Origin of the sequence: Paenibacillus cymbidii (assembly GCF_004764705.1) — a bacterium.
In the GTDB taxonomy this organism is placed as follows: Bacteria; Bacillota; Bacilli; order Paenibacillales; family NBRC-103111; genus Paenibacillus_AN; species Paenibacillus_AN cymbidii.
Window position 1 is genome coordinate 187,389 of the sequence record NZ_SHLX01000007.1, and the last position, 14,396, is coordinate 201,784.

The following is a 14,396-nucleotide window of genomic DNA, read 5'->3' on the forward strand; positions in this document are numbered from 1 at the left end:
ACTTGTTCCGACCTTTATAATCAACATAGAGGCGAAAGCGAATGAACAAGGCGAGGAGTGGCGTGCCATGCAAATGACGGTCAGCAATCCGGCAAACGAACGAATCCGCGAACGGTTCGGCAGCGGCCCGCTGCGAATCAAGCTCGACTACGACACCGAAGGCTGCGGGTGTGCGGTCAGCGGCGTTCCGGCGCTGCGGCTCGTGCCGCAAGACGTTCCGCTGGCGGCGGGAACGGGCCGGGGCGACGATGCCGAGCTGGCCATGGAAACGATCGGCGCCGGCGGGATCACCTTTATCATCGAGAGGCGGCATGTCGTCTTTTTCGAGGAGCGATTGCTGCTGGACGTCAAGCGGAACCAACCGGCCTTCCTGCTGAAAAGCGATTGCCAAATTTACCATTCGATGCTGAACATCGAGAATCCACTCGCAAACTAATGAAAGAAAGAAGGAAGACCGATGTCCGTCATTAATGAAATGCTGGCGTACAACCGCCAATTTGTAGCCAACAAGGAATACGAATCGTTCCGCACCGACAAATTCCCCGACAAAAAGATGGTTATCCTCACCTGCATGGACACGCGCCTCGTCGAACTGCTGCCCAAAGCGCTCAACCTGCGCAACGGCGACGCCAAAATTATCAAAAACGCAGGCGCTATCGTGTCCCACCCTTTCGGCAGCGTCATGCGCAGCATCCTGGTGGCGATTTACGAGCTTAACGCATCCGAAGTGATCATTGTCGGCCACCACGATTGCGGCATGACGGGCCTGAACTCCGACTCCGTGCTGGACAAGGCGCGCAAGCGCGGCGTGCAGGACAACGTGCTGGCGACGCTCGACCATTCCGGCATCGATTTGTCGCGCTGGCTGACCGGCTTCGATCACGTGCAGGACGCCGTCATCAAAAGCGTGAACATCGTCCGCAATCACCCGCTGCTGCCGAACGACGTGAAGGTTCACGGACTGCTCATCCATCCCGACACCGGCCAGCTCGATCTCGTGCTGGAAAACGCGCAGCCGGCAAGCAAGTAGGCGGACCAATTGAAAAATAGGCCATGTTTTATTGCCTATTTCGCCAAAAACAGGCCACCTCTCCACAATAACCAGTGAAAGCACTGGCTATTTCGACTAACATGCCTGATTCGGGGCCTGGCGGAGCGAATAAGCCATGTTTTCACTGGCTATTTTCGTCAAGGCAGGCCAAATCGGGCAAATAAGCCATTTTTCATTGGTTATTTTGGAAACAAAGGAAGGCCTCCCTTCCCGCCATTCGGCGGATCGGGAGGCCTTGTTCGTGCGGGCGGGCGCTTAGTTGAACGACAGATCGAGCGTGCCGATCAGACGCGTTGCGCCTTCGAACGATTCGTACACTTTGAGGTAACGGGAATATTGGAGCAGGTTGTTCAAATCGCTGATTTCAATCGTTTGCATCGTCGTGAGCGTATTCGAACCGATCGTCAGCGGATTGACGGACCCCGTCTTTTCGAGCGGATACACCGTGTCCCACTTGTTGATCGACTTGCCGGTCACATCGACCAGCTCGAACTGCAGGCCGCGGTTTTTGGCTGCGCCGGCAATATCCGCCGATTTCGATTGATTGTAATCGAAAGTGATCGTAAAGGCTTGTTTATTATTGGCAACGGTCGAAGCAATCTTCGCATTGTTCACGCTGATCGTGTACGGATACAGCTGCACATTGCTGACGCTGTACGTCGGCGCCGCGGCCGGCAAATACAAGTATTGCTGCGGCGAAGCGAACGCCTGGCCGTCGATTTTTTGGCCGAACATGAATTGCATCTGATCCGGCGTCATGCCGGAAGGCAGCTTCGTCCACAGCGTGGTCAGCGCGCCGCAGTCGCGGCACGATTTGACCGTAGAGTCGTCCGTCGCGCTGAGCGCAAACACGGAACCGTCCGCCGTCGCCGCATATCCGGTGTACGGAATAATCGAAGCGCTGCGCACTTCCTTGTTCGTTTGCAGCACCCGAACCGCCACCAGCTTCTGCGTGCCCGTATCGTATACTTGGCTGTCCACCACTTTGCCGGTCGACTGGCGGCCGGCGTCTGCGATGAACCATTCGTTGCCGTTCGCCTGACCGAACGCCGTCGTGCCGAGCGTCACCGGCAGCTCCGCCCACTCGGTTTTGGCCGACCAACTGGAGCTTGCGCTGTTGTACGTGCCATCGCCGAGATAAACAATCGCTTGATCGACAGTCGTGTTGAACGGTACGTTCGTGTATACGTACAGAATCGTCGATTGGCCCGGATTCAGGTAAGGCGACGTTTGCAGCCGGATCGCTTTGCCGCCGGCGTCAAAATCGCCGATCGAGTGGCCACCGTACAAGGATGCCGCTGCCGGAAGCGCCACGAGATGGCTTTCCAGGTTCGTCACTTGAATTTCCGTCATGATGACGTCATCCGTGCCGTCCGTCGACAACCGGTACGAATTGCGCGCTGCCAGACCAAGCTTGCCGACGCTTGTCGCAATGCCGGAAGCCGGATCGACGACCGTTCCTCCCGCGTTGCCGGCCGGAAGCTTCGTGATCTGGATCGGGGTATTGACGACCGGCGTCGTCGCCCGCTTCTCCATCACGACGAGCTGAACCGACCCCGGGTCGATGCCTTGAGGATACGTCGCCGTAAAGTGATACGTCGTCGACTCGCCCGGCGACAGGAACGCAGGATGCGTCGCGGACTCGGCAGCCGGCAGCAAATACGTGCTTTGGCCAAGCTGGAACGAACCGGCGATGCCCGGTACCGGCAAGACGCTCTTGCTGTTGTTGGTGAAAACGAACGCCGCATCGATGTGCACGCCGTCGGACTTCGTCTGGTACGTGACGCTGTCCGTCTCCATCGTCAGCGCGTCGGCGTCTTTCGACGAATACAGCACCGGATCGCCGACGTTTGCCCGAATCATCGAGCCTTGCAGATCGATCGAACCAAGCAGGATATAATCCGTGTTGCTTGAGCCGGAGCCGGCACTCGTCTGGCCGGTTGCTCCCGCCGCGCCGGATGGGCTTGGCGAAGCGGCAGCCGCTGTTGCGGTTTTGACAAAATCAAGCTTATAGCGGTCCGTATCGCCGCTGCCGCCTACGCTTGCCTGCACCACGATCAGCGCCTGGCGTCCCGGCAAAATCGTTTGATCCGACGTATAGGCCGCGCTCGCCATATAAGAAACGTCGTTTTCGTCCTTGTAGCGGAACAGCAAGGAGGCGGGAACTTTAATCGATGCCGACCCCTCGTTTTTGAGCAGCACGTCCGTATACAAGCTCCAGGTGCCGTTCGCCAGCGCCTTGTAGCTGCGCGACAACTGGATCGAGACGTAAGTATCGTCGGAAAGCGTGGAATCAAAATCTTTCAAGTTCAAGCGGGCCGCCTTGCCGCCGGCCGATACCGGCTGCAGCACTTCGCTGAGCGCAAGCGAACCGAGATCGTCCATATACGAAGCGGCATTCATGTTCCAGGCGAAAAACGTAATCGACATCTTGTCGATCGTTTCGCTGGATGGTATGTCCGCCGTATAACTGTAGGTTTGGGTCGCGCCAGGCTGAACGCGCGCCGACGTCTGTTCGGTCAAGGTAGCGCTGTAGCTGGAGCCGGCGGCGTTCGTCACGCGAACGCCGTAATTGTTGAAATCGACCGCCGAAGACGAACCGTTGACGAGTTGGATCGAAAAGTGCAGCGAGCCCGTATCGGAACCGGCGTAATAAACCGCTTTATCCAGCAGGAAATACGTGCTGCCGTTTAAAAAAACGCCCGGCTTGCCCGCCAGTGCCGTGTTTCCGGCGCCCCCCGTCCAGAGCACGCCGATGAGCGTCGCCAGAGCAAGCGCAAGCAGCAGCCCCTTGCGTCCCATTCGTTTGATCATGAAAGTCGAGCCTCCCAATGTGGTTAATCGAAACGCAGTGCGTCGATCGGACGCAATCTTGCCGCCTTGTACGCCGGGTACAAGCCGAAGATGACGCCAACGACGACCGAAAACAGAAACGCCCCGCCGGCAACGGCCGGTTCCAGCTTCGTGGTGATGCTTTCGACAAAATACGGCAGCGCCGTCGAAATCGCATACGCCAGAATGAGCCCGACGATGCCGCCCAGTCCGCTGATCACGGCCGATTCGACGAGAAATTGCGACAAAATGCTGCGCCGTTTGGCGCCGATCGATTTGCGAATGCCGATTTCGCGCGTCCGTTCGCTGACGGTAACAAGCATGATGTTCATAATGCCGATGCCGCCGACGACCAGCGAGATGCAGGCGATGCCGATCAGCAAATAGTTCATTTGCTGCGAGACCGAATTTTGCGTGGCGACCATTTCGTTCTGGTTCAGCACTTGGTAGTAAGCCGACGTATCGCCGGACGTAATTTTGAACTTGTATTTCAAATACTGTTCGATCGTCGCCTGCGCCGTATCGATATCGTTTTTCGATGCCGCCTCGATGTAAGTCGAACTGATGCCGCCCAGCTTGTATTGCCGCCTGGCCGTTTCCAGCGGCATGATGACGGTCGAGTCGATCGAGGTTCCGCTGATGTTTTTGCCTTTGGGCGCCAGCTTGCCGATGACGGTAAATACAACGCCGTCGATTTTGACTTGTTCGCCGGTCGGATCGAGGAAGCCGAAATACTTTTTGGCGACGTCGCTGCCGAGCACAACGACGTTGCTGCGATATTCCAGATCGGATTCGGACAGGAAGCGCCCGGATTCCAGCTCCGCCTTGTTCATTTCCATGTACCGGTCGTTCGTGCCGATCACGGTGTACGAAGCGGTCGTCCGGTCGTACCGGACGTTGGAATTCGCCCGGGTGACGACCGGCGCGATCTTGTTGAACTCGGGAAATTGTTCGAACTGCATCAGTTCGTCGTAATCAAGCTGCGTCGCGCGGCCCGCCCCGAGCAGGTTGACGACGACAAGGTTCGTGCCGAGGGAGGAGATTTGCTCCTCCACGGCCGACGACGTGCCTTGCGCGTACGAGACGAGCGTAACGACCGAACTGACGCCGATAATAACGCCCAGCATCGTCAGCATCGTGCGCATCGGACTGGATATGACCGTGCGCAGCGCCATGCCGATCAGTTCGAGAATTTTCATGCCCGCACCGCCTCCTTCGCCCGCTGCGTCGCATTGACGATATCGCTGACGATTTCGCCGTCGCGGATCGAGACGATGCGCTTCGCATGTTCGGCAATATGATTGTCATGGGTGATGAGCACGATCGTATTGCCTTGTTCGTTCAGCTGCATGATCAGCTCCAGCACTTCCTGGCCGGTGCGCGAATCGAGCGCTCCCGTCGGCTCGTCGGCCAGGATCAGCGCCGGCTTCGTGGCCAGCGCCCGCGAGATGGCGACGCGCTGCTGCTGGCCGCCCGAAAGCTCGCTCGGCTTGTGATGCGACCGCTCCGCCATGCCGAGCTTCTCGAGCATCGCCATGGCCCGTTCGCGGCGAGCGCTTTTCGACAAGCCGGAGTAAATCATCGGCAGCTCCACGTTTTCCAGCGCCGTCAGCTTCGGCAGCAAATTGAACTGCTGGAAGATGAAGCCGATCTTCTCGTTGCGCAAAGCCGCCATTTTATTGTCGGACAGCCCTTGCGTATCGACGCCGTCCAGCGTATACGTGCCCGAAGTCGGTACGTCGAGCAAGCCGATCATATTCATCAGCGTCGACTTGCCCGATCCGCTCGGACCGACAATGGCGACAAAATCGCCTTCGGAAACGGAGAGCGATACGCCTCTCAAAATTTGCAGCTCCTGATCGCCGCGATGATATATTTTGACCACTTCATTAAGCCGGATCATGTCCATGCGTAGTCGCACCTCCCTTTAAGCGATTGCCGTCGCATTACCGGCCACCGCCGCCCGTTGTGGTGCCCCCGGTGCGCGCCGCGCCGCCGCCCGCATTGCCGCCTCCGGCGTTTCCGCCGCCGGCATTTCCTCCGCCAGCATTTCCTCCGCCCGCGTTACCGCCGCCGAAGTTGCCGCCTCCGCCATTTTGCTGGAATTGTTGTCTCAGCCGCTGCGCGTCTTCCGGCGAAATTTGCAACTGGCCCTGGCCGCCCTGGGTGCCGCCCTGGAATTGCTGGCGCAGCCGGTTGATGTCTTGCTCGTTGAGCGTTTGCTGCTTCGGCGTTACCGGGATGACGACCGTTTGCCCTTCGCTCAAGCCTTCGGTGATTTCGATTTGCGTCGAGCTGCGAATGCCGGTTTTTACTTCGTGCTGGCTTTCGAGCGTACCGTCATCCTTCTTCAGCGTTACGAACGTTTTGCCTTGGCTGCGCTGCAGAAATTCCGTCGGAATCGTCAGCACGTTTTCCTTGTTCTGGAACAAAATTTCACCTGTTGCGGACATGCCGTTTTTGAGCGTGCCTTGCGAATTGTCGATCGACAGCACGACGCTATAAGTCGTGACGCCATTGCTGGTCGTACCGACCGTCGACACTTGATCGACCTTGGCCTGGAACACGCGTCCCGCGATCGAATCGGATTTCACTTCGGCGCTCATGCCCGTTTTGACGTTGGCCATGTCGAGTTCGTCGACCTGCAGCGTCAGCATCATCGTCTTGAGGTCGGCCATGCCGCCGAATTGGGTCGATGTCGTTACCTTGGTTCCCGGTGTAAATTGGGTCAAAATGTTCGTCCGCTGGTTGACGAAGTCGGTCGAGAACGTGCCGTCGAACGGCGCCTTGAGCACAAGCAGATCGAGTTTGTCCTGAATGTCCTGAATCGCCAGTTTCTGCTGGTCGATGCTGTCCTGCTTCGATTTCAGATCGTCCTTGAGCGTATCGTTGAAAATGGTGAAAATGACTTGCCCCTTGTCAACGTTGGCATTCGTTGCGAACGGCAGCGATTCGATCGTGCCGCCGGCTCCGGCAAGCACATTCACCACTTTGGCGTAGGCGAGCGTGCCTTTCGTTTGCGAGGTGTACGTTACGCCGTTTTTGACGATCGAGCCGCTGACCTTCATGCCGGCGTCAAGCGTCGAATCGTTGACGATGCTGACCGTCACTTCGATCAGCTTGCCGCCTTTTTGGTCCGGCTTCGCTTCCTTGCTGATCGAATCAATCGTGCCCGTTTTCGTCAGCAGGAAGCCGTCGAACGACAGGTCGATCGCATCGCCGACAGCCAGATTGGCCGCTTCCTCCAGCTTGAACGCAATGGTTGCCGTCAGCTTGCTGTTGTCCGAAATCGTGGCGATTTTGGCGTTTTTCTGCACGTTCGAACCGGTGTCGAGGTTGGCCGACAGTGTTATTTTTCCGCTGATCGGGGCGTAGCCGGTAAGCGCTTTGATTTGATCCTGCGTATCGTCCAGGCTTTTCTGCAGCGAAGCGAGCGTCGTTTGCGCCTTCGTCATGTTCGAATCGAGCGTGGCGTTCGTCAGCTCGACGAGCACGTCGCCCGCTTTGACATTGTCCATGTTGCGCTGCAATTTGATCGTTTTGATCGTGCCGTCCGAAGGCGATGTCAAAATTTTCGTTTCCTTCGGCTCGAGCTGGGCCGAACCGGTCACGGAAGAACGAATCGTTCCTTTTTTGACCGTTGTCGTCACTTCGGTCGATGCGCTCGCATTGTCCGGCTTGACGTATTTCAAATAATAGAACGTCCCGCCTCCGCACAAAATGACCACCAGCAAAAACGAAATCCAGCGTTTGTTCCTTCCGATCCATTTCATCGTTAGTCTCCGTCCTCCTATCGTTCTGGACGCTTTCAGCTGCAAACAGCTTAAGTTTGCGCCCGGCTTTCCAGCAATTCGAGCAATTGCTGCTCAATGTTCGTTTCCGAGCGGATGCCGGCAAAAGGCGGCGGCATGCCGCTATCCGACCGGCTTTCGTCCGGCGCGCCTTCCGGCGTTGCTGCTTCGCTCGGCGATGCCGATTGCGACGGCGGCGGGCCTGTGCCGCGGCGAACGTTTCGCCGAATAATTTCATCCAGCATGTGCTGCCGTTCCTCGTCGCTCAAGCTGTCCGGTTCGATTGCGTTTTCCCCGGCAAGCTCTTTCCAGCGCGCCGCGAGCCGGTCCGACAAGTCGTTGTAGTACCGCAACTGCTCCTGCGTCAGCAAATGCTGCAAATTCGCCGCCTCCGCGGCACCTAATTCCCCATCGGCGACGGCCTTCTTCACGAGCGGCAGCATGCCGATCGCCTGCGACGGGTTGATGCGCAGATTGGCCTGCCGGTCCATCTGCACGAGCGCGCCGAACAGCAGCACCAGCTCGCGTTCCTTGACGCTTTGCACGGCGACCGCTGCCGCGTCCGTCGGCTCGGCGGCCGCCGCCTGCCGGTCCGTAATGGCCAGCTTGCTGCCGCATGCGACGAACATGGCGAAAACGCCGCATACGAGCAGCACAAGCAAAAGCCCGATCACACTCCTTCTTCTGCTTGTCACCGCGGAACCTCCTTCCCTGGCGCAAACGTGAGGATCACAAGGCATGACGCCATCCGGCGGTCCTATCCGTTGCGCGGGCGTTCCATCATGAGACTCCTGCCTATAAGGAACAGCATAAAGGACAATCGTGAACAAACGATGCGGTAAATGTGAAAAAAGTGTAAAATGGTGCGTTCGTGGGGCAGCGAGGCATCAGTTGGACGGGCTTGGCAAAGGAGAGGAGCGTCGAGGCGCGACCTCAGTTTAAATGCAACTATACATTTTCGTTTGGGTGCATAAACCGAGAGTGCACCATTAATTTACATCACTGATCATAAAGTGCAAAGTCCCCCTGTGGAGAGTCTGCTTAGGGCTAGCGGAACCCGCTTCCGCTATTGCGTGCTCGAGCTCGCCAGCTAAGCTGTTAGCGGAACCCGCTTCCGCTATTGAATAACTTGTAGCTACGCTTGCGCCTCGTTCCGCTTGCTGCCTCAAGCAATTGTTTTATCTCAAGGTTGTGCAAATGATCGCGCGCGGACCGGTCACTTTTTCCGAGTAGTTGACTTACATCTCTTGGCGTAATCGATGTATTCGTTCGCGCAGCCAGCCTGACGATCTCTCGTTCGTAAACCGACAGATCCAATAATGCGGCATGATTCGTGTCCGTACCACTCCAAGAGCATACGGCGAATATGGTTTTGACACTCGAGCGGTTTTCCCTTTAACTTGTCGAGCGAAAAACGAAGTATGTTCCAGCCAGCCAAAACGATTTCGTTCTGGCGATCCAGTCCCCGCGAGAAACTCCCGCGATCCGCATCGCGGGCGTGTGAGCCGAAATCGTCAGCTTCAAGACATGTAGGCTTCGGCGCCCGCAAATATGCGATATCCATGGAGATGTGGTTACCATTCGGCGTGACAAATGGATATTCCGGATGCAAATCCGCCAAACTGCCAACAACTGGCCACCATCCGTGCTGTAATAAACACTTTTCCCCAAAGCCGTGCCGTTCCTTCAGCCTCCTTAGCCGTTCTCCACGACTGGTCGTGATATGTTTTTGTAACCAACTCCGATACGTATCTTCAAATATGCTCAATCGTATCATCTCCTTCGTAATTTGAGGTATAAACGAAAACAGCCGCCAGAACCCAGCGTAATGGGTACAGGCGGCGTGCTTCGCTCGCGACAACTTTATAAGACGAGTATACACATTTCAGGCATTAAGCGATAGTCCGATTGAAACGTTACGTGTAAAAATATGGGATCGAGCCCGATCCGGCGGCGCTATTCCTCTGCGGCCGCGTTCCCGCGGAGTAACGGGAAACGCACGGTAAATTCGCTGCCGTTGCCGGGTTCGCTGTACACTTCAATCGAGCCGCCCATCGCTTCCACCAAATGCTTCACGATCGTCAGCCCGAGCCCCGTTCCTTCCGTGCGGGCGCCGCGCGACGGGTCCGCCTTGTAGAACCGCTCCCAAATCCGCTTCTGCTCCTCGGCGCTCATGCCGATCCCGGTATCGCGGACGCGGACCGTAAACTTGCCGTTCGAGACGCCCATCCAGACAGTAATCGAACCGTCCGCGGGCGAAAACTGCATCGCGTTGTACAGCAAATTGTTCAGCACCTGCGCATAACGATCCGAATCGAGCTGCACATGCGCCGGCGGCGTCGATTCGTCCGGCACCCAGACGTGGAGCTTCAGCCCTTTTTCGGCAATGGCCGGCGCCAGCAGGTCGATCACATCCTGCGCGGTGCGCACCGCATCGATGCGCGACGTATGGAACGCTCCGGCGCCGTTCTGGATGCGCGCAAGATCGAGCAAATCGCCGACCAGCCGCTGCAGCCGCTGCACTTCCCGGTCGCAAATTTGCAAATAGTGCGGGATGCGCGGCTCCGGAATGATCTTGTCGTTGAGCGCCGCGATCATGCCTCGCAGCGTCGTCAGCGGCGAACGCAGCTCGTGCGAAACGTTGGTCAAAAAATCTTGCCGCGTATCTTCCCAGTGCTGCAGCTGATCGATCATGAAGTTGAAGCTGTGCGCCAGTTGGCCGATTTCGTCATTGCCGCTCACCGGCACCTTGGCCGAAAAGTCGCCGCTTGCCAGCGCCAGCGCCGCTTCGTTCATGTGCCGCAGCGGCCGCGACAGCCGGCGCGACAAAATAAACAGGATCAACCCAACCGCTACCAGCGAAAACAAAAGCGGCACCCAAATATAGTAGCGAACGACCGTCACCGCGTCGCGAATGTCTTCGACCCGCGCATGAAGAAAAATCGTGTACGACTGGTTGTTCTGCTTCACGCGCACGAAATAAGTCAAATAGCTTTCGTCCATGCTCGGGCCGGCGTCGCGCAAATGGCCGATAAAATAGTCGCTCTTGCTGCGCAGCGCCTTGGCGAAGTTATCGTCGAACCGCTTCGGAATCAGCTTCCCTTCCACGTCCGGCTCGCTGCCGTACAAGATCGTGCCGCCCTCGCCGGCGATCCATATTTCGCCGTTGATGCCCCGGGCGATAAACCGCAGCGCAAACCGCAGCTCCCGGCTGAAAATCGAACCTTCCTGCATCTGCTTCAGCGCCAGCTCCACGTCGCCCGCCCTCGCCTGCAGCAGCTCGCGTTTGTCCTTGTAGAACATATCGTTGAAGATGTTGTTCCAGAACAACGCCAGCGCGATAAAAAACAGCACGCACGTAGCGAGAAACGACGCGAATATTTTCAAATAGACGCTTGACAGAAACCGGCTGAACACGGCGTGAAGCCGGTTAAGCATCTTCGTTCACCTCGAAGGAGTAACCGATGCCCCACATCGTCTGAATCGACCAGGCGGGATCTGTGCCAAGCTTCTTGCGCAAATTTTTTACGTGCGCGTCGACGGTCCGCGTGCCGCCGCTGAAATCGAAATGCCACACCTGGCGGAGCAAGTCGTCGCGCGAGTAGACGCGGCCCGGATTTTCCGCCAGACAGTACAGCAGCTCGATCTCCTTCAGCGTCAAATCGACCCGCGTCCCGCCGACGGACACTTTGAATTGCACCGGATCGATCGTCAGCACGCCGAACTGCAGCACGCGACGGCGGCCTGCCGATCGGCGCGCTTCCGATTCGCCCTCCGGCGCCGCTTCGGCAACCCCCGCTTTGGAGCGGGTACGGCGCAGCACCGCCTTGATCCGCGCGATCAGCTCGTTCGGATCGAACGGCTTGACAATGTAATCGTCAACGCCCAGATTAAATCCGCGCAGCTTGTCGATCGGTTCTCCCTTGGCCGTCAGCAAAATAATCGGCGTATGCGACGCATCGCCGGGCATGGCCCGCATCGCCCGGCACAGCTCGAAGCCGTCGACGTCCGGCAGCATCACGTCCAGCAGCACGAGCGCCGGCTCATACAGCTGCACCGTCGCCTCCACTTGCTTGCCTTCGGCCAGCAGCAGCGGTTCGTAGCCGGCATGCTCCAGGTACAGGCGCACCACCTCGGCAATATTCGGCTCGTCTTCCACCACCAATATTTTTTCCAGCCCGCTCATCGTTGCCCCCCTCGTTCCAGCTGCTTGGCGAGCAAGCTGCTGCGGCGTTCGCCGATCACCATGCTTCGGTCGCGGCGGGTGTGCTTGTGCAGCAGGTCGTCCGCGATCCGGCGGTCCGCCGGCGGCCAGACGGCCAATCCGCAGCGTCGCAAGCAAGCGGCCTCGAGCTCCCGGTCGGCGAATGGAATCGACATCGCCCGATACGGCGCCAGCGGATCGCGGCGCAGCTGCTCGATCCGGTCGTTCAGCTGCGCCAAATAAGGTTCGGCGTCGATGCCGAGCTCGCGCAGTCCTTCGGGCGTCAATTTCTCCGCGGCGCTTGCCGTCATCTTGAGCGCGCCGGCCCGGTTGCCCCGGCGATGATGGTAGGCGCCTACCGCAACCTGGATCAGACCGACCCAAACCGTTCTCAGCGGGCTGTTCGGATGTTCCTTCCAGTAGGCTTCCAGCACCTCGTGACACTCGAAATAATCGCGTTCGTACATAAAATAATGCAGATAGTCCAAATACGCTTGCGGGTATGGCAACATGGCAGTTTCGCCTCGTTCTTGTTTGAATTGCCTTCATTTTACCACAATCGAATTTATTCGTTTAGAAAGGAAGCCAAAATGTCGAATAAATTGTGAAACCACCGCCGATAGTAGTACGTAATAACAACCAAGGCGGACGCCGCCGTTATTTTCTCACCATCCAAGGAGGATATCATGAAGAAGCTTCTGCTCGTCGTCCTGTCCGGCATGCTGTTCCTGGCCTTTACCGCCGCGCCGACAGTCGTGGACGCCAAACCGAAAACCAGCTACAAATCGCCTTCCAAATCGTACACGCCGACTACGCCGAAGAGCGGCGACGTCAGCAATTCGAATAGCGGCGCTACGACCAAAACACCGGGTCAAACGACTACGGGCGCCAAAACCGGCGGATTTTTCGGCGGCGGCAGCTTTATGAAAGGCATGCTCGTCGGCGGCCTGGCCGGCATGCTGTTCGGCGGAATGTTCGGCAGTATGGGCATGCTCGGCAATTTGCTCGGCCTGTTGATTAATGTGTTCGCCATTGTGGCCATATTCATTTTGCTGCGGAACGTGATCGGCTATTTCATGCAGAAGCGCAAAACGAATCAAAAGAGGTACTAACCGATGCGGCTGACCGAGCAGGAAATTGTCAACGCCGTCTGCATGCATATCGCCAGCCGCAAAGGCCTTCGTCCCGATCAGGTGGATGTGCAGCTGATGTGGGACGAGGAGCTCGGGTTTTCCGCGGAAGCGACGGCGGAAGGCCGCAGCCAGTTTCTGATCGAAGCGACGATGCTGGAAGCGCTCGAACGTTACCTGCTGACGACGTACGACAAGCGGGTGTTTCGCAGCCAGATCGAGCTGGACGTCGAAGACGAAATGTTTGCCATTGTGCGCGACGCCGGATAACGATTCCGGCATCCGGGAAAAGGAACGGCTCGTCGGCCGAAAGGCTGACGAGCCGTTGTTCTGTGTGCGCGGCGGTTACGCGCGCAGCTCGGGAATGACGTTGGGCGGCGTCCGCCCCTCCAAGCCGTCGATCAGGTTGCGGGCGGCCAGCATCGCCATCGCGTCCCGCGTCTCCGTTGTCGCCGAACCGAGGTGCGGCAGCACGACGACGTTCGGCAGCTGCAGCAGCGGGTTGTCCGGCGATACCGGCTCCTGCTCGAACACGTCGAGCCCCGCGCCGCGAATCGTGCCGTCCTGCAGCGCGGCGATCATCGCCTGCTCGTCCACCGTTTGCCCGCGCGACGCATTGATGAAGATGGCGCTGCGCTTCATCGCCGCGAATTGCTCGCGTCCGATGAGCCGCTCCGTGTCCTTCGTCAGCGGCGTCATCAGCACGATAAAATCCGACTCGGCCAGCAGCTCCGGTAGCGTTCGATATTCGGCGCCGTACGCCGCTTCCACTTCCGGCTTGCGCGAACGGTTGTGGTAGGCAACGTCCATCCGGAAGCCGAGCTTCGCCCGCCGGGCAATCGCCTCCCCGATTCTCCCCATGCCGATGATGCCAAGTTTCTTGTGATGGACGTCCACGCCGAACAGCACACGGTCGTCGCCTTTGCGCCACTCGCCGGCACGCACCAGTTTGTCCATTTCCGGCACGCGGCGGGCGGTGGCAAGAATAAGCGAAAACACGAGATCGGCAACGGTTTCGTCGAGCGCGCCCGGCGTATGCGTGGCCACGATGCCGCGCTCGCGCAGCGCTTCGATATCTAGATTGTTATAGCCGACGGAGATGTTGCTGACGATCTTCAGCTTCGGCGCATGCGACAGCAGCTCGCGGTTGACGAGTCCGCCGGAAGTAATCAAGCCTTCCACGGCGGCCAGCTCCGCAAAATAACGGTCGCGCCCGATCGGCTCGTACGAATCCCATTTCCTCACTTCGCAATGTTCCCTCAAAAAAGCTTCCACTGCGGCCGGGATCGGCCGGGCTACAAAAACAGCTGGTTTCATGATGCGTACCCTCTCCCATTTTATTCCTGCGAAACTATTCATTCGAGCTCTCGTTTAATAGTATAGTAGAT

Annotated in this window: 14 protein-coding genes; 4 read left to right on the plus strand and 10 right to left on the minus strand. The window is 58.0% G+C overall.

Annotation, left to right across the window (positions count from 1 at the left end):
* The first annotated feature begins 67 nt into the window (after positions 1–67).
* Together EXY20_RS11935 and EXY20_RS11940 are read left to right on the plus strand one after the other, a co-directional pair.
* Positions 68–436 carry an iron-sulfur cluster biosynthesis family protein gene (locus EXY20_RS11935; RefSeq protein WP_135551186.1) on the plus strand — a complete coding sequence of 123 codons (369 nt, stop codon included), beginning with the start codon at positions 68–70 and terminating at the stop codon, positions 434–436.
* A 21-nt stretch (positions 437–457) separates the two neighbouring features.
* Positions 458–1,030 carry a beta-class carbonic anhydrase gene (locus EXY20_RS11940; RefSeq protein ID WP_135551188.1) on the plus strand — a complete coding sequence of 191 codons (573 nt, stop codon included), beginning with the start codon at positions 458–460 and terminating at the stop codon, positions 1,028–1,030.
* Between the two features lie 276 nt (positions 1,031–1,306).
* Here the strand turns inward: EXY20_RS11940 and EXY20_RS11945 are convergent, their stop codons facing one another.
* The 9 genes from EXY20_RS11945 to EXY20_RS11985 form a co-directional block, all read right to left on the minus strand.
* Positions 1,307–3,865, minus strand: coding sequence for a hypothetical protein (locus tag EXY20_RS11945; RefSeq protein ID WP_135551190.1), 2,559 nt, complete (start codon positions 3,863–3,865; stop codon positions 1,307–1,309).
* A 23-nt stretch (positions 3,866–3,888) separates the two neighbouring features.
* Positions 3,889–5,082 carry an ABC transporter permease gene (locus tag EXY20_RS11950; RefSeq protein WP_135551192.1) on the minus strand — a complete coding sequence of 398 codons (1,194 nt, stop codon included), beginning with the start codon at positions 5,080–5,082 and terminating at the stop codon, positions 3,889–3,891.
* Positions 5,079–5,792, minus strand: coding sequence for an ABC transporter ATP-binding protein (locus EXY20_RS11955; RefSeq protein WP_135551194.1), 714 nt, complete (start codon positions 5,790–5,792; stop codon positions 5,079–5,081). Before EXY20_RS11955 ends, EXY20_RS11950 begins: the two co-directional genes overlap by 4 nt.
* 37 nt (positions 5,793–5,829) lie before the next feature.
* Positions 5,830–7,656, minus strand: a complete 1,827-nt coding sequence (locus EXY20_RS11960) for an efflux RND transporter periplasmic adaptor subunit (RefSeq protein WP_135551196.1) — start codon at positions 7,654–7,656, stop codon at positions 5,830–5,832.
* A gap of 50 nt (positions 7,657–7,706) precedes the next feature.
* Positions 7,707–8,369 (minus strand): hypothetical protein, encoded by a 663-nt coding sequence (locus tag EXY20_RS11965; protein ID WP_135551198.1) that lies wholly within the window; start codon positions 8,367–8,369, stop codon positions 7,707–7,709.
* 521 nt (positions 8,370–8,890) lie between these two features.
* The gene (locus tag EXY20_RS11970; RefSeq protein WP_135551200.1) at positions 8,891–9,442 is read right to left on the minus strand and encodes a hypothetical protein; all 552 of its coding nucleotides are present in this window, start codon (positions 9,440–9,442) and stop codon (positions 8,891–8,893) included.
* A 188-nt stretch (positions 9,443–9,630) separates the two neighbouring features.
* Positions 9,631–11,112 carry a sensor histidine kinase gene (locus tag EXY20_RS11975; RefSeq protein WP_235885678.1) on the minus strand — a complete coding sequence of 494 codons (1,482 nt, stop codon included), beginning with the start codon at positions 11,110–11,112 and terminating at the stop codon, positions 9,631–9,633.
* On the minus strand, positions 11,105–11,860 hold the full coding sequence (locus EXY20_RS11980) for a response regulator transcription factor (protein ID WP_135551202.1): 756 nt from the start codon (positions 11,858–11,860) through the stop codon (positions 11,105–11,107). The genes EXY20_RS11975 and EXY20_RS11980 overlap by 8 nt, the downstream gene beginning before the upstream one ends.
* Positions 11,857–12,390, minus strand: coding sequence for a DUF309 domain-containing protein (locus EXY20_RS11985; RefSeq protein WP_135551204.1), 534 nt, complete (start codon positions 12,388–12,390; stop codon positions 11,857–11,859). Before EXY20_RS11985 ends, EXY20_RS11980 begins: the two co-directional genes overlap by 4 nt.
* A 174-nt stretch (positions 12,391–12,564) precedes the next feature.
* On the opposite strand from EXY20_RS11985, the gene EXY20_RS11990 reads away from it, so the two are divergent.
* Together EXY20_RS11990 and EXY20_RS11995 are read left to right on the plus strand one after the other, a co-directional pair.
* The gene (locus EXY20_RS11990) at positions 12,565–12,990 is read left to right on the plus strand and encodes a hypothetical protein (RefSeq protein ID WP_135551206.1); all 426 of its coding nucleotides are present in this window, start codon (positions 12,565–12,567) and stop codon (positions 12,988–12,990) included.
* A 3-nt stretch (positions 12,991–12,993) separates the two neighbouring features.
* On the plus strand, positions 12,994–13,278 hold the full coding sequence (locus tag EXY20_RS11995; protein ID WP_135551208.1) for a DUF2653 family protein: 285 nt from the start codon (positions 12,994–12,996) through the stop codon (positions 13,276–13,278).
* Positions 13,279–13,353: 75 nt separating this feature from the next.
* Here EXY20_RS11995 and EXY20_RS12000 read toward each other — a convergent pair whose 3' ends face one another.
* Positions 13,354–14,325, minus strand: a complete 972-nt coding sequence (locus EXY20_RS12000) for a 2-hydroxyacid dehydrogenase (RefSeq protein ID WP_135551210.1) — start codon at positions 14,323–14,325, stop codon at positions 13,354–13,356.
* Positions 14,326–14,396 lie beyond the last annotated feature (71 nt).